Annotated in this window: 13 protein-coding genes and 1 riboswitch; of the genes, 3 read left to right on the plus strand and 10 right to left on the minus strand. The window is 35.3% G+C overall.

Annotation, left to right across the window (positions count from 1 at the left end):
* Positions 1 to 6: 6 nt before the first annotated feature.
* The 6 genes from NST46_RS05900 to NST46_RS05925 form a co-directional block, all read right to left on the minus strand.
* Positions 7 to 1,908, minus strand: a complete 1,902-nt coding sequence (locus NST46_RS05900; RefSeq protein ID WP_341136891.1) for an endonuclease MutS2 — start codon at positions 1,906 to 1,908, stop codon at positions 7 to 9.
* A 466-nt stretch (positions 1,909 to 2,374) separates the two neighbouring features.
* Complete coding sequence (locus tag NST46_RS05905) at positions 2,375 to 3,106, minus strand: ABC transporter permease (protein ID WP_341136892.1); 732 nt, start codon at positions 3,104 to 3,106, stop codon at positions 2,375 to 2,377.
* Positions 3,106 to 4,038 (minus strand): ABC transporter ATP-binding protein, encoded by a 933-nt coding sequence (locus NST46_RS05910; RefSeq protein ID WP_341136893.1) that lies wholly within the window; start codon positions 4,036 to 4,038, stop codon positions 3,106 to 3,108. Before NST46_RS05910 ends, NST46_RS05905 begins: the two co-directional genes overlap by 1 nt.
* Positions 4,028 to 4,780 carry a MerR family transcriptional regulator gene (locus NST46_RS05915; protein WP_341136894.1) on the minus strand — a complete coding sequence of 251 codons (753 nt, stop codon included), beginning with the start codon at positions 4,778 to 4,780 and terminating at the stop codon, positions 4,028 to 4,030. The genes NST46_RS05910 and NST46_RS05915 overlap by 11 nt, the downstream gene beginning before the upstream one ends.
* Positions 4,781 to 4,980: 200 nt before the next feature.
* Positions 4,981 to 7,104, minus strand: a complete 2,124-nt coding sequence (locus tag NST46_RS05920; protein ID WP_341136895.1) for a glycoside hydrolase family 3 protein — start codon at positions 7,102 to 7,104, stop codon at positions 4,981 to 4,983.
* A 99-nt stretch (positions 7,105 to 7,203) separates the two neighbouring features.
* Complete coding sequence (locus NST46_RS05925) at positions 7,204 to 8,766, minus strand: glucose PTS transporter subunit IIA (RefSeq protein ID WP_341136896.1); 1,563 nt, start codon at positions 8,764 to 8,766, stop codon at positions 7,204 to 7,206.
* 250 nt (positions 8,767 to 9,016) lie between these two features.
* On the opposite strand from NST46_RS05925, the gene NST46_RS05930 reads away from it, so the two are divergent.
* Positions 9,017 to 10,216: an AraC family transcriptional regulator gene (locus NST46_RS05930; RefSeq protein WP_341136897.1), complete on the plus strand. Its 1,200-nt coding sequence runs from the start codon at positions 9,017 to 9,019 to the stop codon at positions 10,214 to 10,216.
* Positions 10,217 to 10,452: 236 nt separating this feature from the next.
* On the opposite strand, the gene NST46_RS05935 is transcribed toward NST46_RS05930, so the two are convergent.
* From NST46_RS05935 to NST46_RS05950, 4 genes are all read right to left on the minus strand, one after another.
* Complete coding sequence (locus NST46_RS05935) at positions 10,453 to 12,129, minus strand: UvrD-helicase domain-containing protein (RefSeq protein ID WP_341136898.1); 1,677 nt, start codon at positions 12,127 to 12,129, stop codon at positions 10,453 to 10,455.
* The gene (locus NST46_RS05940; RefSeq protein ID WP_341136899.1) at positions 12,104 to 14,629 is read right to left on the minus strand and encodes a hypothetical protein; all 2,526 of its coding nucleotides are present in this window, start codon (positions 14,627 to 14,629) and stop codon (positions 12,104 to 12,106) included. The genes NST46_RS05935 and NST46_RS05940 overlap by 26 nt, the downstream gene beginning before the upstream one ends.
* Positions 14,598 to 16,940 carry a UvrD-helicase domain-containing protein gene (locus tag NST46_RS05945; protein ID WP_341136900.1) on the minus strand — a complete coding sequence of 781 codons (2,343 nt, stop codon included), beginning with the start codon at positions 16,938 to 16,940 and terminating at the stop codon, positions 14,598 to 14,600. Before NST46_RS05945 ends, NST46_RS05940 begins: the two co-directional genes overlap by 32 nt.
* Before the next feature lie 274 nt (positions 16,941 to 17,214).
* The gene (locus NST46_RS05950) at positions 17,215 to 17,397 is read right to left on the minus strand and encodes a hypothetical protein (protein ID WP_341136901.1); all 183 of its coding nucleotides are present in this window, start codon (positions 17,395 to 17,397) and stop codon (positions 17,215 to 17,217) included.
* 230 nt (positions 17,398 to 17,627) lie between these two features.
* Positions 17,628 to 17,731: riboswitch (SAM riboswitch) on the minus strand.
* A gap of 424 nt (positions 17,732 to 18,155) precedes the next feature.
* On the opposite strand from NST46_RS05950, the gene NST46_RS05955 reads away from it, so the two are divergent.
* Positions 18,156 to 21,254: a UvrD-helicase domain-containing protein gene (locus NST46_RS05955; RefSeq protein ID WP_341136902.1), complete on the plus strand. Its 3,099-nt coding sequence runs from the start codon at positions 18,156 to 18,158 to the stop codon at positions 21,252 to 21,254.
* Between the two features lie 11 nt (positions 21,255 to 21,265).
* Positions 21,266 to 23,932 (plus strand): hypothetical protein, encoded by a 2,667-nt coding sequence (locus NST46_RS05960; protein ID WP_341136903.1) that lies wholly within the window; start codon positions 21,266 to 21,268, stop codon positions 23,930 to 23,932.
* Positions 23,933 to 24,445 lie beyond the last annotated feature (513 nt).

The following is a 24,445-nucleotide window of genomic DNA, read 5'->3' on the forward strand; positions in this document are numbered from 1 at the left end:
TTTAAATTACTCCCTGTTCTGTCGTATTTCTTTTTGGATTTTGCGAAGTGCCTTTTTCGAACCACGCTCTATATCATGCTGCATTTTTCGCGTATTGTAATCGATAAACAATGTTTCTAAATCATATCCTACTGGATATAATTCCTGCGCCTGCAGCTCTAAGGAGAGGCGCTTCACATTTACTTTCATAAATTCCCCTTTGTAGAACACGACAACATTATAGAAATTGTCTATCCCTTCATATACAATTCCAAAGTCATCATGGTCCAATAAATTTACACGATCCCCTTTTTTATATTCATACTTCTCTGTGGTTGTCTCTTTATCAATCTTTGGCTTCCTTTTCTTACTTTCAACTACACTTTCTAAACGATAGTCTTTATTTTCCATATAGTCTTTCGCTCTTTGCAGGACACTTTCTCGTATATTCATTTTTTTAGAAATCCAAAGGGCATTACTTTCCCCTGATTTACCTATCATTAACTTATACTTTGGTTCCAATGTTTCACTATTAAATTGCATTGCTGCATTCATAAAGTCATGATGCATTTCCGAAAAGCGTTTAATTTCTCCATAGTGTGTTGTCGCAACCGTGATACAACCCATATGATAAAACTCTTCTAAAATAGAAATTGCAAGTGCCGCTCCTTCATTCGGTTCCGTACCACTTCCGATTTCATCAAATAGTAAAAGTGTATGATTATTGGATCCCATCATTATTTCCGATAGGTTTTTCATATGAGATGAAAATGTACTTAGTGCATTTTCTATACTTTGGTTGTCACCAATATCTACGAAGATGTTTTCAAAAACCGAAATTTCCGTTTGCTTATCTGCGTTAATGTGAAAGCCTGACATCGTCGCCAAAGTTAATAATCCTATTGTTTTGAGGACAATCGTTTTCCCGCCAGCATTTGGTCCGGTAACAATTAAGCTACGATAATTTTCTCCGATTTCAAAATCAAGCGGTACAACTTCTCCTGATAAAAGTGGGTGTTTGCAATGAACTAATTTGATATACCCATAATCATTTAATCTGGGCTCTACTCCACCAATATGTTTGCTGAATTTTGCTTTTGCAAATACCATATCATATTGGCTGATAAGTTCGAGATTAATCTTGATCTCATACATGTTCTCTAAGATCATTCCTGATAAAGCAGCTAATATTTGATATTCCTCGATTGCTTCTTCAGCTTGCAGGCTTGCGAGTTCTCCGTTTAATTTTGTCACTGTGTTCGGTTCTATAAAGACCGTTGATCCTTTAGAAGAAACTTCAATAATTGTCCCTGGTACTTGATTTTTATAGGAAGCTTTAATTGGTATTGTATATCGATCGCCTTTCTTACTAATAAAGGTTTCTTGAATATACTTTTTATTGGTACTGCTATTTAAAAACTTATTTAAGCGCTCTTTAATTTTCTCTTCGACTGATTCAATACTTCTTCGTATTCGTCTTAATTCTTTACTTGCAGCGGAATCTACACGATTTCCTTTGATTGAATAATCAACCTCTTCTTCCACATTTTTGAACTCGGACATTGAATTCGCATACGACGCGATTACTGGTGCAAAAAATGCTTTATCCAGCATAAACTTTTTAATTTTCCTGCAGCCTTTTAAGAAATCCGATACACTAACCAATTCGCTCGGATCAAGAATCATGCCCTTTTCGAGATTTTGAAGGATATGCTCAATATTCGAAACCCCGAAAAATGGCACATGGTCTACTGCATCTAATATTGCCCGTGCCTCAGTCGTTTCATTTAAACGATTTTTAACTACTTTCATATCTGAGCTTGGTCTCAACTTATCTAACATTTTCTTCCCTAATCCACTTACACAATAAGATTTAATTATATCTTTTAACTCGTTATATTGCAGTTTTTCAAAAGTCACCTTATTCACTTTCCATGCTCCTCACTATGACTTATTTTTATCATACATGAAGATACCTACCCATTAGATTTCAATGAAGCTTTACATAATAAAAAATAAACACAAAAAAGCTGCGGAGATACCGCAGCTTTCTTTACATTTACAAGGCATGTGTAATATGCAAATACATGGAAATAAGCTATCTAAAAAAGTATAGCTAGCTCCTACTATTACACGCTTTATAAAGTATGGTAGGTATCTTCATAGGTATTGAAATAAATCCATGACTAAACGAAGGGTGTGATTTCTAAAAAAATCCCCTTTAGTCCACAAACTTATTTCATTTAATTTTTCCTATTTAGAACCTACCGCACTCACAAAAAGCACCTCGAATTTATCGTTTTATTCATTGAAATCTAATTAACAGTTATCATTATACAATACTCTAATAAAAATGTGAAGGTGACGTATTTTCGGGATTTAATGATGGTAAATTTCACTTCCTATTCAAAATAAATATAGCTCCACCATACCCCAGCACACACCAAATCAATAAGTTAATATAATTCCCGGCAGTCGCCTCAAAGGTAGACGCAGCGAGCGACGCCCGCATTACTTCTGCCATCGAATAAATCGGAAGTACCTGATGAAGGGCTTGAAGCCATTCTGGCAGCCGCTCCAAGGGGAAATTTACCGGTGAAAACATGAGTGCTCCAAAAACAATGACTTGTGAAAGAGCAAGGGAAGCTGTTGGTGACAAGAGATAGGAAAATCCGTATCCAACACCAATAGATGTTAATGCAATCATGAGTAAGGCTGGAATTACCGTCCAAGAGATGTCATACCCTGGACTAAACATGAGGTGTGCCACAATGGATGAAATGATAATTCCTGGCAGCGTGATGATTAGCCAAATAGTTGTATCTGCTCCAAGAATGACACCGCGATTAACTGGCCATGTACGCATAAATTCCATATAGCCATCTGATTTGGCAGTACCAACCTGCTGCGGCAAAATCACTAAGCCCGTAAAAATTAGAATGATCGTTGGAGCTCCTGTAGCTAGAAAAAGAATCGAATTTGTATCTGGGGCTGGGAGAAGATAGGTAAAGCCGATCACAATGCCGATGGATATCAAGATTTGAATAAGAATCATAAACACTAAAAAACCTGCGTTTCTAAGAAATTGCATCTGAAAGACGTACTTGTAATGGCTTAGTAAATTCATTATAATCCCACCGCCCTTTTAGAAGTCAACTCGATATAAGCATCCTCAATTGTCGCAGGAGACAAGGAATAGTCCATAATGAGCCCTAAATCAACTTGCCGCTTTGCCCATTCTATCGTTGCTGTTACTTCTTGAGGATCTATAGCAAAAAATAGTCGAGAGCCATTCTTATGAGAGGAAAGCGCCCAGCTAGGAATCTCGATATCTAACTCACTAGCTAAACTTAGTTCGATACGCATTTGGTTACTTACTGAACTTTTCACTTCAGAAGGTGTCCCTTGCGTGAGAATTCTCCCCTTATTGATGATTGCCACGCGATCAACCGCTTTTTCAGCTTCCAGCACATTATGCGTGACTAAAATAACCGAAGTGCCATCATTGGTTAGATTACGTATCACCTGCCAAAGGTAACGCCGGCGAACTGGGTCTACATCGTTTGTAGGTTCATCCAGAATCACTAATTTGCCAGGAGCAATGACTGCCATACAAAAGGCGGTTAGTCTTTTTGCACCACCCGATAATTTCTCGCCTTCCTTATTTGCCCACTCCCCCATATCCAATGCCTCAAAAAGTGTATCTAACCGCTTTGTGTCAAACTTTTTCCCTGCACGCATTTTTCCAATCAGTGTAACTGCCTGCTTCGGGGTAAGAAAACCGAGTGGTACTTGGGATTGTGGCTGGACAGAGCAAATGGATCGTGCCCTTGCTGGTGACTGAAGTACCGATTTCCCCAACAGCTGAATATCACCAGAATCAGGGGTGATTAGCCCTAAAATTTGATTCACTAACGTCGTTTTCCCCGCTCCATTCTGGCCGAGAAGCCCATATATTTCACCTTCATCAATATGAAGGGAGATATTATCATTAGCGATCATCTTGTTTTTCCGACGACCTGTATATCCTTTTGTTACAGCCTCTACATTAAGAATCATTCGTTGACTCCCCCTTTACAATAGCGACACGTTTAATAAAATCAATCACATCTTTGTCCATTGGATAAAATGCGATACCCTCCTGTAGGTTTTGCAGCGCTTCCCACATGCTTCCAAGCAATTCTTCATCCTGCCCAAACATTTTATCTGCTTGGTTTGCCCAGCATAGGACGAGCTGCTCCGCCTCTTCTGAGTTTGGATCAAGATGAAGGTTATTTCGGATATCACCAATAACCTTTAACCATTCCTTGATGTCTTCCTCACTCATGTTTGCAGCATTCATGTCGATAATCTTCTTCATTTCATCTTCGTTTAGGTATGCTTTATATTGCTCTAGGACATCTCCGGGATCGTGTTGATACAACTGGATAATGCTGAAAATGACTGGCCAATTGATTTCCCCTTCAAATTCAATGGAATACGATACGCCAAGAAGGGCTTGTTCTAACATTTTTAAACGTTCCTGTTCTCGTTTAACCAGTTCTAATTGGTGTTGGATTGAGTCCTGCCAATTCGATGTTGAATTCTCCAATATATCTTTAATCTGTTCCAGTGAAAATCCCATATATTTCAATGCTAAAACACGTTCTAACTTCATCACATCATCTTCACTGTATAAACGATGCCCTCCATCCGTTTTAGATGAAGGTTTGATCAAACCAATTTCATCATAATAATCCAGTGTTCTGACGGTTACCCCTGTGTTCTTGGACAACTTCCCAATCGTGTATATTTTCCTCACCCCTTCTTCATTATCTTAAGTATAAAACAATACGTTACGTTTGGTTCAATAGGCAAATGTGAAAATGTTTGTTTTTTTACAATAATTTATTACCAAAAAAGAGTAAACCGTATTCTATACAATACGATTTACTCTTGCTTAATCTGCAGCTATTTAAACTCGTGGAGGGGAACTGAACCGGTCAGCCCCTCTCACTATCTTCATCCATTATACTGTAAACCATGTCCTAGTTTATACACATTTCCGTCGCTGTCTTTGTAGGCATAGCTGATTCCCTCTGGCATATATTTATCCTTGTCATAGCCAGGTACATCATTTCTTGATGTACAATTACCATCTTCATCGACGGCAATGACTTCTTCACTTGCTGGTAATGTTAACGGCAGGGCACCTGTTGGCTGATGGTTTCCAGCCATTACTTCAAGCTGTGCTTTGAAGAATGTATCATAACCGGCAACCAGGGCATCTGCCAATGGTTCTACATTTCCAAGAATCCATGGCAAGATCACATTGACACTGATAATAACTTTGCCGCCGCGGCTGCGGATGTTCTCTGCTACTTTATTCAAATGCTCGATTTCACTTAACGTCGTTTCTGTATACGGAGCACCATCCAACGCTTTTAAGGATTTATTTTCACATAAACCGAGCTCCAGCAATCCTGGTGTAGCATTAAAATAGGTGCCCGATTTCGGCTGTAGGAACAAGATAGCGATATCTGCTTCTTCATATGCATCGGTTAACTCAAATTGACCTAATTCCTTCGCATCGGCTAATGCCTGCTCCGTATACGTCGCTGCTTGTTCTGTGTCCTTATGGTAGGCTTTCATAAACACTTTTTTACCTTCCAGCTTGTCCGCTGTTAATGGCAGCGTTCCTTCCGAGTTTTTCAGCACCGTAACTGATTTTTTATGTGCTTCATACGCTGCATCCCAGTGTGCAGGTGTATTTACTACTTCATCGGCATTTTCCGGTGTATTGTACGTACGGTCATCAAACAGACCTAATGCAAACATTTCTGTAAGCAGCCTTTCATTTGCTTCATTGATCCGCTTTTCATTGATCCAGCCATTATCTACTGCTTCTTTCAGGTTTTCAATATCATTTGTATCTGCAATGATATCTGTTCCTGCATTAACCGCTTTAGCAAAACGCTCTGCGATACTTAAATCTTCAACGCCCCAGCTCATATTGTTAACAATACCGCTGTCACTGTTAACATAGCCTTTGAAGCCCAGCTTTCCGCGCAGAATATTTTCAAGAAAATAATGATTAAATGCAAATCCAACCTCTTCGAATGGAATATCTTCACCTTCAAATTCCTGATACACACTCTTCTTGATGCTTGGAATCGAGTAATATGGCATGATGGAAGATGTTCCATGTTCGACAGCCGCTCTAAACGGTGGAAGATGATACTTTTCTAAACTTCCCGGAGTTGGGTAAAGATTCCATTTTCCCTCTTTATAATGCGGGTCAAACCCATTTTCCCTTGGCCCTCCACCAGGGAAATGTTTGGTTGTCATCGCAATGCTGTCTTTGCCTAACGTTTTTCCTTGGAATGCTTCAATAATCCGGCCAATGGCGTCGGCGATAAATTCTGGATCTTCACCAAATGTACCATATGTCCGCTGCCATCTTGGATCTGTGACAACATCAGCCATATACATATACCCTTTCCTTAAACCGGTAGCATTCCATTCCTTATGGGCGATTTTGGCAAATTCACTGATGAGGGAAGCATCCTCGCCCTTTTTAATATCACCCATCGCTGCCGCTGCAAGCCCCAATGTACCTGGCCATGTAGAGAAAATACCAATTGCATCATTCATTCCAAAGATAGATTCACCATTTTCGTTTCTTGAGTTGGAAGTAACGATAACTGGAATGCCTAAGCGTGTTTCCTCTGCAACTTCATTCATCGTATTAATCCATTCTGCTGTTTCTGCTGGGCTAAAATTATCTCGTAAAATGAAATGACGTAAATGTCTATCCTCGATTGTATGGGTCGTTCCATATACTTTACTGGTGGCAAAGATACTTTCTCCCTTTTCCACAATAGCTTCATCTAACACACCATCATGGCTTGTTTTACTTTTATCCTCTTGATAAAGACCCATCCTGCGCGTGTTAATTAGCATCATCCCAATTTTTTCATCGATATTCATTAAAGAAACTAGATTTTTCGCCCGCTCTTCAGGGCTTAATCGCCAATCCTCATAAGGGTCAAGCTTTCCATTGTTATTTAAATCTTTGAATGTTAAACCGCTTTCTTCAATAAGCTGCTTGTTTCTCACTTCTAGTTTTGGTTGTTTTTGTGCCATTTGAATTTCCTCCTCTATTTTTTAATTCTGATTTGAATACGATTCAGTTAAAATAAACAGTTTCATCGTCTAATCACAGAAGCCCCGTTCAACATCTTGTTATAGATCCAGCTTCATTAAACTGCTTTCCGATGATACGGACGCTTCTTTGGTAACATCGATATTGGTATATTCCTCTGTATTTGTAATGACAACAGGTGTGGTGATGTCATATCCAGCTTTTTCAATATTTTTTATATCAAACTCTAATAATAGATTACCCTTTTCCACCTGATCCCCTTGCTTGACGTGTACCTTGAAATATTGCCCATTCAGCTTCACGGTATCTATACCGACGTAAATTAAAATTTCCGCGCCATTGTTCGACGTGATTCCAATCGCATGCTGTGTAGGGAATAAAGTCGTAACTTCGCCATCCGCAGGAGCGTATACTTTTCCTTCGATCGGTTGGATTGCAGCTCCTTCTCCGACTGTGTTTGTAGCAAAGAGTTGCTCATTTACTTCCGTTAAAGGGATAACATTCCCTTTTAATGGACTAGTAATTGTTTCTGGCTTGATCACTTTCAGATGAGCAGTAACATCATTTTTCCCTTGATAGCCCAGTATAAATGGGAAGATTAATCCTAACACAAAGGCTACTCCGATTCCGACTAAATGCTGACTGATAGGCGAGAATGCAGGTATGGACAGAACACTTGGAAGAACAAAGTCATTCATCACGACACCAAATGCTCCATTAATTGCTCCTCCAACTGCACCGGCAATAACGACATAAATAATCGTTTTTCTGAAGCGCAAGAGAATACCGTAGTAAATTGCCTCTGTCGTACCAGCAAGTGAACCTGGCAGAATCCCGCTTGCAGCAAGTGACTTCAGTTTATTGTCCTTCGTTTTGATAAAGATGGCGATTGCGACCGCGATTTGAGCAAATACAGCTGGTGCTGCCATGCCGATGATCGGATCAGGGCCATTCGCCAGGTTGGCAATTGCAAGTGGAATGATTGTCCAGTGCAATCCTGCAATTGTAAGGAATGTCCATGTACCACCGAGAACCGCTCCTGCCAACAGTCCACTTTTATCACTAAGGAAAGTTATAATGCTACCAAGACCTTCTCCAACTAGATTACCAAAAGGACCAAAGATAAGCATCGTTAATGGAACCAGGATAACTAAAGAGATAAGCGGGTTGATAAACATTTGGATATCTTTATATATAATTCTTTTCAAAAATTTCTCTAATGCTGCATAAACAAACATGGCAATAAAAATCGGAAATACAGTTGATGAATAGTCTGCCAAGTTGACTGGCAGACCTAAAAAGTTAACGGTTTCAACACCGGCATCGACAAGGTTAATAATTTCAGGAGTTAAAAGAGCTGCTCCAATTGCTCCGCCGACATAGCCATTTCCGCCTAGCTTTATTGCAATGGTAATACCAAGAAAAACGGGAAGGAAATAAAATATAGAATTCCCGGCAGCCGATAAGACTATATAGGTACCGCTTTCACTTGAAAGCCAACCAAGCTGACTTAAGACGGATAAGGCTGCTTTTAACAGACCTGCACCCGCAAGTACACCAATAATTGGCGCAAAACTTCCGGAGATCACTTCAAGAACTTTAGATAACTTCGATTCCTTTTTTTCGACTTCATTCTGACTCATCGTGTTGCTCCTTTCTTTCCTACTTGAATGGAGAAGCAAGGATATTTAACATGCTATTTTCTCAACTCAAATAATGCGCTTACAAATCAAAAAGTAGTACTTTTTATGAAATACAATTAATATGGATTAAAATTGTATTCTGAAATTATCTCTATTTTAAATCTACTTTTTGTTTAATCATAGGATATACTTAACATTAGACGGATAAAAATCACACATTTGATGTATTTTTCATGAGAGAGGAAAAATAATGATGTACTCAAAAATCGTTTCTACCGCAATAAAGATCTCACATCTTACACAATTAAATACATATGTAATCGATAAGAATGGAGATCTCGTCTATCATGATGAAAAAGTCTCCATACCTGCGTACATGCCGGGCGCTAAGCAAAAGGATGTCCTGGAGCTTTCTCGTAAAATAAAAGAAACCAATCAAGTCTATACCTATATTAATCCTTGGAGATTATCCTATTTAGGTTATTCTTTTTTGGAAGAAGGCGACTTTTACGCTATCATCATTGGCCCCTATTTTGAAGTCATTCCGGATGTATACGGTTTAGTACTGCAATACAATCTAACCATTCAGGAAAGCGCTGATTTGAGAAGTATTCTTGAAAAGGTAAACGTTGTCACCACTGAGCAATTAAGCAGTTATGAGGCAGTGCTTCAACAGTTTGAAGCGATGAAAGAAGCAGAAACAAACCCTTTGGTGATTTACTCCAATGAAAAGAAAGGAAGAAACAAAGATAGAGATGCTATAGTGGATGATGAGGCTGATCTGGTGACACGGAGGTACCGTATTGAAAAAGATTTTATGCATGCAGTTGAAAAGGGGAATAAAGAAGAGGCATTAAAACTAATCAGTTCAGACAATACGCTATTCTCTTTTTCCGAGCGATTTCCCAATCAGCCCCTACGCCGGGTAAAAAATTTAAACATTGTTTTGAATACTTTATTGCGCAGTGCCGCCAGAAACAGTCATGTTCCAGCGATATTAATCCATCGTATCTCTGAACGATTTTCCTTTGACATTGAAAATGGCGAAAATATCGCCGTGTTACGTAGCATTCAGGATGATATGATTCGAGAATACTGTGACTTAGTAAAGTCAAACTCGCTACAACATTATTCCCAGATGATACAACAGGTACTTGAGCATGTAATGAGCTATTATGATCAGGAAATTGATAAAGCTGAGTTAGCTGCATTGTTTCACACGCACCCTGGGAATTTATCAAGAAGATTTAAAAAGGAAACGGGGATGACGATTACGGAATATCAGCAAGACTTTCGAATCAACCAGGCGAAGCATTTGTTAAAGACTGAAAATCTGCCAGTTGATGAAGTTGCTTGGATTGTTGGGTATAAGGATCCTTCTTATTTTGGGAGGGTGTTTAAGAAAGCTACGGGGTATTCCCCTTCTGGGTATAGGGAGAATGGTTTTTGATCATATGTAGATTTTGCGATTAGACACGAATCCTTGGAAGTTTAGAGAGAGGAGCATTCTGGGTTTGGAATGCTCCTCTGCTATAGGGCTTTTGCTGATTGACTCCTGCCAGTTTGATATGGAATTTTCTAAGATGTCTGTTCTAGTGAGAGTCCAATATAAATTTATGCTAAAACACGTTCTAGCCTCATTACCTCATCTTCACTTCCCACTCTTGTGCAGAGCAATGTTTATCATTACTTCTGATACTTCTTTTTATTAAAATTGCTTTCATAATCTCTAGTATTAAATTCTCTTATAAAAGGGGAAACGAATGTATCCTTATTACCCGAGAAATATATTTTTAATTCTTGCTTAGCTCTTGAACAAGCAACATATAATACCTTCTTTTCATCATTTAATATTTCATCATAATCTTTCTCATAGTTATCTTCACCCATCTTATCTCCACCATATTTTACATTTAAATCTTCAATTCTTTGTTCAGATGGATAGTGGTCCCTATCAAAATGAATAACAAATACATGGTCAAATTCCAATCCTTTAATTTCAAATGGGTTCGTAAAAAATATTGGCTTCTTCACCTTATTGTAATCAAATCTATAACCATACTTATCAATACCTATGACATCAAACTCCCTATCCAACACATCTTTCAGATTTCCATATTGATGCAATTCTTCTTGGGAATATCGATGTATTACTGCGATCGATTTATCAGGATTGCTTTTGTGGATACTTTTTATATTCCGGATAATTTCATTAGCCATACGTTGCATTGAAGTAAAATGCTTAATTACTGGTTTTTCACCTTCTCTGAAAAATTCCTGATTATCTTCCCGAACATTTTCAATATCTGTAAATTCAATGCCACCCGCCAAATTCATTATTTGTTTCGTTGATCTAAAGTTTTTGGATAATTTTTGATTCATTCGCGGTGTTACTTTCAAGTTTATGTCTTTATAGGATACTGGTGTTCTTTTGTAAATACGCTGCTTATCATCTCCAACAAGTGTAATAGTACTTTTCGTTAAAGCAACCAAACTTTTTATTTGCATCGGCTGTAAATCCTGAAACTCATCAACAAGAATATGATCATATTTAAAAGATGCCCTTGGATTTATTCTTAGTTCATTTAGTAAATAAAGAGCATAATCCTCCATATCCAATTGCGGAACATTAAAATTAGTTCTCATAAGACTATTATATTTTTCAAACAGATAAAAGATGGTAGGCCTTTGTTTTTTTGCAACATTTGGACTATGGCCTCTCCCAGTCCTTTCTCTTTCAAAATATTTCTCTTTTGTAATCAAGCCATTTGCTTTCATCCAGAAGAATTCTTCCATCAAAAATTTAGCTGAATGTGTTTTAAACAGTTTTTCATGTTCTTTAAACTCACCGGATTCATTGAATCTTGTAAGGATTACTTTTATTTTAGCCTCTATAAAAGCCTCATGCTCTGCAATTGCAGCACGATTTAGTTTCAGTTTATTAATACTATTATAACCGCATTCTTTCACTAAAATCTCACGAACTAAATCATGATATGTGTACAATCTTACTTGATGGTTATCAGCTAATTTATTATACGTTTCAGATAATCTCAATCTTTTAATCGTATCCTGTATCAATGTCTGATTAAAAGTCACATACAAGATTTTTTGACTCGTGTCAGCCTGCTCCATTATCTTGATTAATCTGTAAGCAAGCATAAGGCTCTTACCACTTCCAGCCGATCCTCTGATAATCAATTGCTTTTCACTAGATTGAACCACATGTTTCTGTTCGGTCGTAGGTTCAATACCAGGAATCAATCCATCAATCGAAAAATAGTTCTTCCATTTGCGGGCAAAACGTTTACTAAAGTGTTCCAATTGCTCTGTACGACTAGTGACTGATGTTATCAATTGCATACATTCCTTCCGTACAACTACTTAAATGAGGGCACATTTTACAATGGTTTCCTGGTTCAGCTTTTACAGTGTACTTATTCAGGTTCTCTTTAAATTGATCTATTAAATCTTTATCTTTAAAGTCTTTATCTTTACGATATTGATTTCTTGCTTTTGTTCGGCGGTTTTCTCTATAAACACTTCGTAGGATTTGCAAGCTTTTCATTTCTTTCGGATAAGAAATGTTTTCAAAAGACTTATATTTTCTTAAATCTGTTTTGTACTCCATATCAATCAAGTTATCTTTTTTCGTATAAGTCCAGTGAGGAAATAATGGATAAATAAGTTCCCTAAATTCCTCCCTTTCCGTATTAGAATATGAAAAGAGCTTTCCAATCTTACTAAAGAGAAATGAATGATGGAAATCTGTGTCATATATTGGTTGCTGTTCGATAATAGATGTAAGTAAAAATTTCTTAGAACAAAAATCGTGATCTAGCCAAAATATATCCGGAATCTTTCCTTTAAGGTTTTTCAAACCTATAATAGATTTTGTATCAGAAACTACTTCAACTCTGCTAATCGGCCGTTTATTCTCCTCAACTGTGTATGACGTAATCTCTCCATCAGAATACAGATCAGCAATTATATCCAGAAACACATTTTTAAATCCATCTTTTTTTAAATGATTAATCCAACTAAAAATAATCTTTCCTTCGTAATTCGCAATTACATTATATAATTGATAAACTCCAAGTTTTTCGAAATTTGTACTTACAGTATAATCTACTAGAAGTGAGTGAATAAAACCTTTTTGTCTTGTTTCCAAAGAACTGATGCATTCTTTTAAATCCGTATATGTAAAAAACTCCGAAAAAACGGATTTATGACTTTCTGGAAAATTCATTTGCGTTAAATTGGTTAAATGCAATGTACTAAATTGATTCGATTGCACAACCTGCTGTTGGATTGCAGGTAGTGATTGTATTTTATTTTCTAATTCAAACTTAGATCCTGCACTCAAGTAGATTAACTGTAGTAATTCATGAATCGCAAATTCCCATTCTATGGGATATTTCTCATTAAAAACATTTCTCCAGAAAACTTTACTGTTTGATTCCTCTACCTCTTTCTCCAAGAGTGATATCCATTTATTAAAGTAATCATTGACAACAACAGCCTCAGTCTCATCGGGTATTAGATACCCACACACTTTCTCTACATGGTTTACTAGTTCAATCAGTTGATTAATTGTTACCTGATATCTATCTTGGTTGACAAATGAAAACGCCTTAAATGGATTCAACATGTATCGCTTTAATCGATTTCTACCGGTATCTTCAGCATTTTCTCTATCAAAGCTTTTAGATATAAAATCCAGTTCAGATACGTGAGTTAATCTTTCTTTAATATCTTCTATGGTCTCTGTACCATTCATATATTCCTGAAGATCGATTAAAAGGGATAGGGCCTTTGTTCCCTCTGTATTTTTCGTTTTTATCCAGCCACTTGAGATTAATTCTACCAATGTTTCATAAGATAAAATTAGCTTTCCATCCTTTACCCTACAAAACTGAATATAGTAAATAAATTTACCAATCTCATTTTCATATATTGGCGCCTTTTCATTCCGTATAATAGGTAGTACTTCATTCCTATCAACTGAAACTACCGTATCGTTATTTGCTTCATAATAACTAGCAAAATCATGCGGTGTTCCAAATTCAATAACACTCACATCTTCCCTCTCTTTCCGTGGTAAGTTATTATTTTGCATGAACGAGCCAAATCGATTGTCGCTAACACTTTCTTTTTCTTTATCAGAGAATGATATATCTGGAAGGTTAGTAATCACTTTATAAACTTCATTCCAAAAATTGAATACATTCGGAAATTCCTGATTGTAAGGAATTCTAAATTCAACTCCGAATCCTTTTGATTTCAACCAGTAGATAAAATTCATCCGCCCGAAATTCATATATTCAATTTCATAGAAGATAAGTTTATGTACATTTAGATGATTTACTACTTGTCTGGAAATATCCGATTTTGTATAATGCTCTTTGCTTTCGAAAAATTCTTCGGTTTTCGGGTTCTTCAATAAAATATTTATAATGGCCATTACATCTTTTTTTCTGGAATCACTAAGAGAATAATTTAATTCTTTCATTCCTAGATCAGCAAATAAATAATAATTTTTTACAATTGAGTCCAATCGATTTAATAGATAATTCTTATTTTGGAAATTCTCCTTACTAATTATTTTCCTGCACTCAGCTTGCAAATAAATTTCTGTCTTAGCGGTACGAAAACTGGGAAAGAGGCGATGAAATAAGTCATCAATACCAATAGATGAAATGTTAAATTCTTTTGATACATTTTTAGCTAAGCCGTTCGTACCAAATACATGTACTGCATCCTGATTCACATCTACTGTTTTCAAAAACGTTTGAAGTGATGTATACGTCTTAATCGGAAAATACGGTTTCTTAGTTAAATTTTTCTGCAAACCCTCTTGCAATTAAATCACCCCAATTCCTAACTATATGATTATTTGTCTCCGTAGGTGCTTCAACAAATATTCTTTCCTTTGCACGTGTCAAAGCAACATATAATAACCTTGTTTCTTCTCCAATTGTTTCAATCCGTTCTTCTTTATTTAATTTCTTATAAATATCATTAACATATGATTTTCCTTTATTAATATACGCTTTATAGCCAAGAGAGTTCTGATTTACAATAACATCTGTCTGTAACGAATTGATAAATAGCTTCTTTGTATTAGGTAGGAATATTTGATTAAACTCTAGTCCCTTCGCTTTATGTACTGTCATAATAGTCAACCTTTTTACATCTGGATTATCTTGATAGATTGTAGACATCATTTTATCAGTCTGCATTTTCATTGCTAATATTCTCTCTACTTTGTACAGAGTCGGTACCGTATTTTCCAATTCTTTTTTTAACTGATACATAAGTTGGTCTAGATTCATCTGGTATTCCAGCCTCAGTGTTTCCGCTTGTTCATCATGATTACGATTTAAATTACCTTTATTCGAAATAAATCTCTGTGCATAGACACTTGCCGGGTTTACATTATCTATAATTTCTTGAAAAACCTTAAACGGAGATTTTTCTCTAAAATGCATTTCCATTTTGTTATATTTTGTATCTACTTCCATTAATAAGGTATGTGAAGTTCTGTCTGGTGAAAATTCCCCAAGCAGCTTCTCTATTTCTATATTCCGTTCACCGTAGGATGATAAATGCAATGCATATCTATTTTTCCAGTTATTAGGATGAGTAAATCTCTTTACAAGCTGATAAAACTCTCTCACCGGCACGGAACGATAAAAACTTCCGTCCTGTTCTGAACTATAAAAGATATTATTTTCTTCACAAAAAGCTGACATATCGTTTACTTCCTTATTTGTACGAAGTAAAACGGCAGTATCGGTGTTTTCGATTTCTCTTAGAAAGTTTGCTCGACCTACACTCGTTTGAAATCTTTTATTAACAAAAGTTGCCTTATTTGAATCATCCGGTTCAAAACCGTTTATTAAATAGTCTTTTTTATTAAATTCAAATGTATCTACATACCTTGGCCAAACCTCAAAGATTTGGTTTAACTCATCTAGAAGTTTTTTATCTGTTCGATAGTTTTTCTGTAAATAATAATTTTGATGGATTAATGTTTCACTAGCAAGTTGCTTAAAAGCCGTGTAATCTGCTCCTCTAAAGCGATAAATACTTTGTTTTATATCTCCAACAATAAAAAGGTACATAGGAAAATGATTTGCAAGATAACCAAAGAACCTTGTTTGTATTCGATCTGTATCTTGAAATTCATCAATAAAAAGATATCTATAAGGAATTATATATTGCTCATCTATATCCATTATTTTATCGAAAGAAATGATGAGATCATTTACATCCATTGTATTCGAATCTTCCTTGTAATCTCTCAAAAGCCTACACGATTTCTTTACAACATAGTCATATAATTTATGGGAATCATCATCCGCTTCTCCAAAATCCATTTCAAGAATCTTTTCTACCGATATAGAGAAATTGGTTATTTGATCAATCATCGATTCGACTGTTTGAATAATTTTATACTGCTCAATATATTTAAATTTCTTGTAAAGGTCGGGATGATTTAAGTTAAAATTGTCAATTACCTCTTCGATTATTTTTCTTCTTTTATATCTAAACTGGCTGATCCTTACCTCTTTATACTCAAATAAAGTTTCTTTGTTTAAACGAAGAATTCTCTCAGCAAAAGAATGGATGGTACCAATGGTCATATTCTTTAATTCTTGCAACCAATTTAGGTATTTCAAATCCTTTGTAAAGTCAAAATAGACTTTCACCTTTCTAATTAGCTTTTCCCTCATGTTTAAGCTGGCTTTATTAGTAAAAGTTACAAGACCAATTTCTGAGAATAATAGTTTCGGATTTTTATGTTTTAAATAAAGAATTCGATTTATCATGACAGTTGTTTTACCAGTACCCGCCCCAGCGAAAACATTAATATTCTCATGAATTGGAGCATGTTCAATCAAAAATTGTTCTTTATTAAAGTAAATAGCATTTTGACTAAGAAGTTCTAATTGAGTATCCGTTATCTCCCCATCATAATATCTAATATCCTTATTAAGTTCTTCCGTATATTTTACTTCATAAAGAAAAAGCATTTGTTCTTTCTCAGCCTTTTTTAGGAAATCCCTTTCCCTTATTGAATCAATTGGATCATAGGTGAAAAAGTATATTTTTGTACCTTGCTGAAGCATATTTTCTAATTGCTCAGGTGTGTCTTTGTTAATCTCCATTTGAAAAAGGAGTATGGAATAGTATGACATAACGTAACCTTCTTCCTATTGGGTGGTAAATAAAGTAAAAACCATTATACTTACATAGTCTAATTTTACCACACTGCAATATTTATCCAATCAAAAGTACCTAACGTATAACCCAAATATATTCTTCTTATACAAATAACATGATTAATAGGTCGCCGATTCCTTATATATCATTTTTGAGGTCAGATTCTAAATTACTCCAAATTAGAATCTGGCAACAATACTTACACTATGGTTTACATCACTATACCCACGTAATTCCCACTTCAAAAACAACCAACCCTTGTTTCTTCAACTCCAGCCATATTTCCCAATCAAGAGCATATGGATTATGATTTTTCAGTGATTCAATCTCATACTCAGAAAGATTCATTTCATAGTATCTAATCCCGTTTTTTACCATAAATACATAGTTTTTAAACTTCATAATATTAACTTCATAACCTTCATCCCATTCTTATAATTGTCGTTCAATAGTTGTTCAAACATGTAATAAAAATTCTTCCTCACTATAACTCTTAGACATATAATCCCTTATCCATCCACTGCTGTTCATCATTAATCAATTCCTCTCAATTTTATTTTTTCTCAACCAAAACATATAGATAACAAAAAAGCCCTTCATCGCAATTGATTGCAACAAAGAGACTTTAGCCGTTGTTATCATTCAAAGCAATGCTTTGCTGGTGGGAGCACCTTACCACTTGGGCAGGTTGCTGTGAAGTCATTGAGCCAGTACTCTCGTTCACTCTTGATAACCATATATAGTTACTTATTATTTTACACGGAAAGATGCTGAACTTTTCAACGGTAAAACAAGGTATTTCCTCCCATATAATCATTCATAAAATCTATACAAGGATTAACACTTGGAAATACCGTGTCTTGACCACATTCTTGTATTATTGTTTCCACTAGCTGTATAATTCCAACCAGTCATGGCGGTACAGGGGATTAGGAGTGTTGTCCTAGAATAGGTACTTGACGTAATATACAAAGAACCAAGTTTAAGGAAAGTACACCCAATCCCCATGACTCCCCCATCGTATTGAAATGAAACAAAACAGCACCTGTTCCATTTATTGGGTTTTAATTCTGTTCTGAAAATAGTACAATTGAATTATGATTTTTATTTTTATGATTGAATGAAACAATTTTTGGAAAAATATTTAAGGTGGCAATCTTATGGTTTTTACATTTCAGGACGTTATTACATATATACAATCAGCCAAGAAAATTGAACATGTACTTGCTCATTCCTATCGACAAGTTGAATACCCATTTAATAGGCGGGGCTTATACATGCGTAATCTACCTCTTTTCAATAAAGAACTATACGATTTAATTGTCAAACTTAAACGTTTGCCGACTGTCGAGGAATTTGAAAAACACTACGCAAAAAAATATCTAACAAGACCTACCAACAAAGTTACTCTACAATATCATGCGAACACAGCATATAAAGGATTGGTTTCTGAACTGCACTTTTACTTTATATTGGTTGAATCCAGCTTATTTGAAGATGTTAGAATGGACTATCTATATGATTTAGAAGCTAAAACAGATTTATTAATACGTAAAAATGGAAAAATGCTCGGAATTCAATTGTTTAGTGGGGATGAGAATTACCGTTTAACCAAAGAAGAATCTATTAAAAAGTTACAATTAGGCTATGAGCTAAAATTATATAATTTACGTGACCATCCAGAACGTAAAAAAGTCATTACAGGAGTCGATAATTCAAAAATTACCTTATATGGAAAGCTTGATGCACAATTTTTTGCAGATTATTTAAGCGATTCACCAAACATAACTCCTGAGGATTTGATGACAGATGAACCAACTGACTTGTTTACATTATTACCTGACGTTGCAATACAAAATGACAATATAATTGATGATGAGCATGTGCAATATTCATATATTTATATTGGCTTGCCCTCTCAGAATATTAAACAATATCTTAAGAAACTACAAAATAAGGGTAAGAAGGTATTCCAACTCTTTCGAAAAAAATCTGGCGATACATTTACTGCAACCGATGGACAATTCTTTACATTAAATGGTCGTCAATTAAATAGAGCGGATGGCTTGCTTTATTTGGAAAAACATAGTAAATACTTTAAACGCCAATCCTTTAACTTTTACCAGTACAAAATTGAACATGCCAACCCAAACTTCAATATTGCCGTAAATGCAGGAGCGGGTAGTGGGAAAACAACAACGCTTGTATCGCGCATTTTATTTTTACTTTTCACTAAGCGTATTAACAACTTGAATGAAATTGTAATGATTACTTTTACAAATGAAGCAGCAAGCAATATGAAAGAAGCTTTAGAAGAACGGTTGGAAGATTTATATAGACAAACTGGCAGTGACGTTCATTATGAATACATACGGCAAATAAGCTTTATGAAAATCGTAACTATTCCAACGTTTGCAAAAGATATTTTAAAACAATTCTCTCATTATATTGGTTTATCAAGCAATATTGATATCACAGAAAGAGTTGTAAATCGGCGGGGGATTTTAGAGCATTGTCTAGACAAGACGCTTTCAGAGTATTTCTCTAATCCATTTGGTCGTTTAGATTATCACAAAATCATTGACTTTCTTGAAAACGTCTGGGATAAATTCAATCAGAAGGGTATCGTCGAACAAGAGCTTATAGATTACCTCGAGCTAAACCCAGATGACGATACCTTAAAACTTGTTGTAACGAACACATTAAAAGATGCTGAAGTACAATTTACAAAATTGAAATTCGATGAAGATTTCCTAACTGTCGCAGATTTAACCCGCTTTTTAAAGCTACTTACTGATCAACAAGTACCATTACATGAACTAAATAGGAATTATAAATATTTACTAGTGGATGAATTTCAGGACACTGACATTGCACAAATTCAATTTATTGCAATGATTGCAGCAAAGGCAAAATTACACTTAACTGTTGTTGGTGATACAAAGCAGAGTGTATATCGCTTTCGCGGAGCTGACTCTACTGCATTTACAGTTTTAAATGAATATTTAAAAGAACTTCAGTACAAGAAACTTAGCACCTCTTTCTTGGTAGAAAACTTCCGTTCATCCAAAGAATTAATTGAAGAAATGGAAGAGATTTTTAGATATTGGCGCGAGAGGGAATTATTGCCAGTTGATGAGCAACCTATGTATTCTCGTCAAAAGAACTATATGGACAAAGACCAGATTTTCATGTTATACGAAAAGGAATTTACAGTTGACCATTTACTTGAAGACTTTGCACTTATGCCAGAAAAAAAAGACAAACCACACGTCTTAGCTGTATTGGTACGTAATAATCATGAAGCAATAACAATTGGTAAAATGCTCAGTCAATTAAAAAACGGTCCACAATATGAAGTACGCACAGAAGGAACGCTTTATGTTTCTAAAGCAGCACGTGATTTGAGCATTTTACTGCATTCATGGATTTATGCAAAAAGTGACGATATCTCAAGAGACCAAGCATTACTTTCACTCAGCGAAACATCCTTCTGTAGGAAAGAAGAACCAATTCACTTTACAACAAAAAAACGCTATCAAAATCATCGTCAAAGCAACCCAACTATGATTAGCGCTAATGACTTTTCATTTAAAGTACCTGAATCATGGCAAATAGCGCTGAAATTAATGAAGGAAAAGCCTATTCTGCCAATTGTGCAAGAATTTTTAGACCAAAGTGATTATAAAATTAACTTAGAAGCTCTTGGTTATGATGAAATTAAAGCTCTAAAATACGAATTAAACCTCGAAAAAATCTTAACCGAGATTTATGCGCAGTTTAATAATAATGCAACATTAATTCAGATTTATGATTGGTTGAAGTTACAGATTTTAACAAACCGAGAGAGTGATGAAGCTGAAATCGAAGAAACATCTTTCGAGGATAATTTTGTAAGAGTAATGACTGTTCATAAATCAAAGGGGCTTCAATTTCACACGGTGCTAATCCCCTATCCAAAAAATGCCTTCATTCGAAACGATAATGCTATGGTAAAAGATATAATTGTCCATATTGGGGAGCAAGATGAATTGAAATTCGGTTGGAAATATCACGACAAGCCGAGTGAGTTTGAAAATATATCATCTAACTATCGTGCGTTACGTAACTTGGAAAACGAGGAACAACGTCGCGAAGAAGCACGGATTTTGTATGTAGCAATGACACGCGCAGAGCAATCATTAAAAATTTATGGCCTAAAAGACGTGCAAACGGGTACCGACCAACCAAATAATTGGGGGGAACTATTATTAATGTAAGGAGTATACGTATGTCTGGATATAAAAATTTAGTTTATACAAATGCTGAAGAACTTTTTCACCAAGATAGCACCTTTGCTACTTATAAGGATGCTATTCATATTACAGCAACTACCTCCCTTAAAACAGGAATGATAAAAAGTAATACTGGTCTAAATCGTTGGTTTACAGGTCCTATTATTTCATTTGCTGAGTTATTGAAATACATTGGAGGTGACTGGTCTAAAGCAAAAACGAGATTAAAACAATATACATTACTCTCAAAGGAACTACGCCAATTTAATGAGCAAAACCCTTCTTTAAATACTAACTTATTTTCAGCAGTTGATAAAAACCAAGAACTTTTATTGAAAACAATCCGACTATTAATTGAGAGTGGTTACACAAGTTCATTAGTTCGTGGCATATTACAAAATTTAACTGAACAGGAACGAATCCTTTTAGAATTATGGCAAGCAGTGGAACACAACCCTGCTTACCATAATATTCATAATTGGTTTGAGAAATTAAAGAATTCTCCCAAAAATGTATTCCATACCACATTAATAAAATTATTTCAAGACGTTCTAGAAGACAATCAAAAACGCATAAGTGCTAATATTCCTTATGACCACTCTATTCAAGACATTATCCATAAACGCATTAAACGAGGAAAAAAATGTCAACTAGTTTTGCATGGTTTTTACTTCCTTGTACCAATTCAGAAGCGTTTATTCGATTTACTAAGTAAAGAATTCGATATTATTCATGTTGTGAACTATCAACCAAATTATAAGTATGGTTTCCAAACAATTGAACACTTCTTACACATTCAGCAACTGGGTTTCGAACGCGCTATGCCATATCCATACACCATTAACTATCATGCTAAAGAGTTTCTATTCGCCATTAATGGATCATTCACAGCACCAAAAATGTTAACTGATGAAGATAATATAAAAAAAGTAAACTTTTTCGAATTTCATACACTTCAGCAATTTAAACGTTATACACAAACCAATGATGAGCGCTATGTTTCACCACGTACTATGGAGGTTCGTGAATTTTTAGCACCTATTGAACAAGCCGCTTATAACAAGTTATCCGAGCATCCATTAGGCGCCTTTTTAGTTAATATTCACCATATTAATAAACGCAAATTTAATGTCACAACGGCACAATACGATGACATCGAAAGCATCACACATACATTGTTGAGGGAAATATTCAACTCGGGTTATTTATTCGTAGAGGGTATTAATGCCCAAAACGCAATGCGAACGTTAGACTTTCTACAAGAAATCACGAAAAGTTTTACTACCTTTAACGAATGGATAACATGCATAGATTCCCTCATTACGACAAAGCAACAAGCTGAGGGCAGATTTGCGAACAAAAACTCGTATCACAATAATGAACATCGCTTGTATTCATTTTATCATGAGGTAATTGGCTACTTTTATAGCAGTGAAGAGGACTTACTTTTTGTAAAAGAATCTATACGCAAAATTCAGCAACTTTTCAACTCGCTCTTCAAAGGCACAGAAATTAACATTTCTCAATACGTTGAAATTTTAGAGGACCATGTGGAAATCAATATTATACCGTCCTTATCGGAAAGCCTTGATAAGGAGATAGCAAAAAATATTCTATCCGCTTTAGATGAATTAAAAGACGACACCCTCGACTATTTAGATCGCAAAGACTTAATGCAGGGGTTGCGTTACTTTTTAGCGCAAGGTGCAGACTTTGAAGATGAATATGAAGCAGAATTATACGGTTATGAAGATTCTGGTATGACTGAAACCATTAATTCATTATTAAATAGTGATGGTTTGCAATTTGAGGATAATCGAGTTATTCATTTTAGCTTAATGGATAATGAAGCATTTCCGACATCACAATCACTAAACATTTGGCCACTTTCAATCGATTCCTTTGATTTGCTTTGCCAAAACAATTTGTATTTACATCAGTTAAAAATACGAAAAGAGCTTGAAGTAGAGATTGCATGTTATCAATTTTATCTTATTATGACAAATGCAGTTAAAATAAACTTCTCAATCGTTCGACGGCTTAATAAACAGAGAGATTTGAAGCGATGCTTCTATCTTAACTTCTTAACACTTATTAAAGGCTCTCATCAACAAGTAAATCAGCTTCTACAAAAAGAAAAAACACCAACTTATGTAGAAAAGAAGATTGAATTTAACGAGCGCCAATATGAGTTATTACCAGGACAGTTATTTAACCGATGTCCAAAACGCTTTGTATATTCATTATTAATCGACCGCCGTCCAATTTTTTATGATAGCTTTCATGAATCATTTTTATTCCAGCAGCTTATTTCATACGATCAAGCCAATTTAAAGAAAGAAAAACGTCAAGATATGTTTGAACATTATCGAAACTGGTTCCCACATTGGTCGGAAACCAAAAAAAATGTCTATCAAACAGCTGCCATTGAATACGCAACGAATAATCGTGAAAAAATTAAACGACAGTACACATGGATTAACGGATGGCAATATCATGATATCCGTATGTGGCTAAATTTATTTGGTTCCCCTTCTAAAGGAGAATCAATGAATCAACGAGAATATAATGTAAATGATGTTCCATTAGCGCGCCCTGGTGATAATTGTAAATATTGTCCGTTCCAATTTATATGTGAAGAATCGCAACTATATATACCATAAGAAAAGCAGAATAGAGATTCGGTCACGGATTTAGAATCCGTGTTACTATTCAAACCTTGTTAGCCGCCATTTTATTTACTTTTGATTTTAAAGTGGATTTTTGTAGGTCAGGGCTTATTCATCGTAAGCCCTGTGGCTCTTCTTCAAATAAATACTAACACAGCTAAGCATTCCTATTTGGGGTCTTCTCCTCCTGGTGAATACTTAAATATGATTATTAATATATAGTATTCTATGATTTATTATCTCTCACCCGGACCGGGAAATTAAAGTAATCCTAACATTTTTTATGTAAGATTGAATGTGTACAATCTAAAATAACTAAATCCTTTTTTAAAACTATTTCCTGACATTCTGCACAATGTAACATAGTATTATTCCTTTCCTTTAATGATTGCTTTTAATGTTATAACCTATAGATATATAATACGACAAAAACTATCTATATCCTTTTAACTAATCAAATATTCAATAAGAGTTTAAAGCTCAAACGTTTATTAAATAGAAAAAATA

This window comes from Oceanobacillus sp. FSL W7-1309 (assembly GCF_038002145.1).
GTDB lineage: Bacteria > Bacillota > Bacilli > Bacillales > Amphibacillaceae > Oceanobacillus > Oceanobacillus profundus.

Bases quoted from the DNA above. Each gene is read 5' to 3' on its own strand.
- NST46_RS05905 (WP_341136892.1), bottom strand. From the start codon at position 3,106: ATGAATTTACTAAGCCATTACAAGTACGTCTTTCAGATGCAATTTCTT.
- NST46_RS05910 (WP_341136893.1), bottom strand. From the start codon at position 4,038: ATGATTCTTAATGTAGAGGCTGTAACAAAAGGATATACAGGTCGTCGG.
- NST46_RS05920 (WP_341136895.1), bottom strand. From the start codon at position 7,104: ATGGCACAAAAACAACCAAAACTAGAAGTGAGAAACAAGCAGCTTATT.
- NST46_RS05925 (WP_341136896.1), bottom strand. From the start codon at position 8,766: ATGAGTCAGAATGAAGTCGAAAAAAAGGAATCGAAGTTATCTAAAGTT.
- NST46_RS05930 (WP_341136897.1), top strand. From the start codon at position 9,017: ATGATGTACTCAAAAATCGTTTCTACCGCAATAAAGATCTCACATCTT.
- NST46_RS05935 (WP_341136898.1), bottom strand. From the start codon at position 12,129: ATGCAATTGATAACATCAGTCACTAGTCGTACAGAGCAATTGGAACAC.
- NST46_RS05945 (WP_341136900.1), bottom strand. From the start codon at position 16,940: ATGGAGATTAACAAAGACACACCTGAGCAATTAGAAAATATGCTTCAG.
- NST46_RS05950 (WP_341136901.1), bottom strand. From the start codon at position 17,397: ATGAAGTTTAAAAACTATGTATTTATGGTAAAAAACGGGATTAGATAC.
- NST46_RS05955 (WP_341136902.1), top strand. From the start codon at position 18,156: ATGGTTTTTACATTTCAGGACGTTATTACATATATACAATCAGCCAAG.
- NST46_RS05960 (WP_341136903.1), top strand. From the start codon at position 21,266: ATGTCTGGATATAAAAATTTAGTTTATACAAATGCTGAAGAACTTTTT.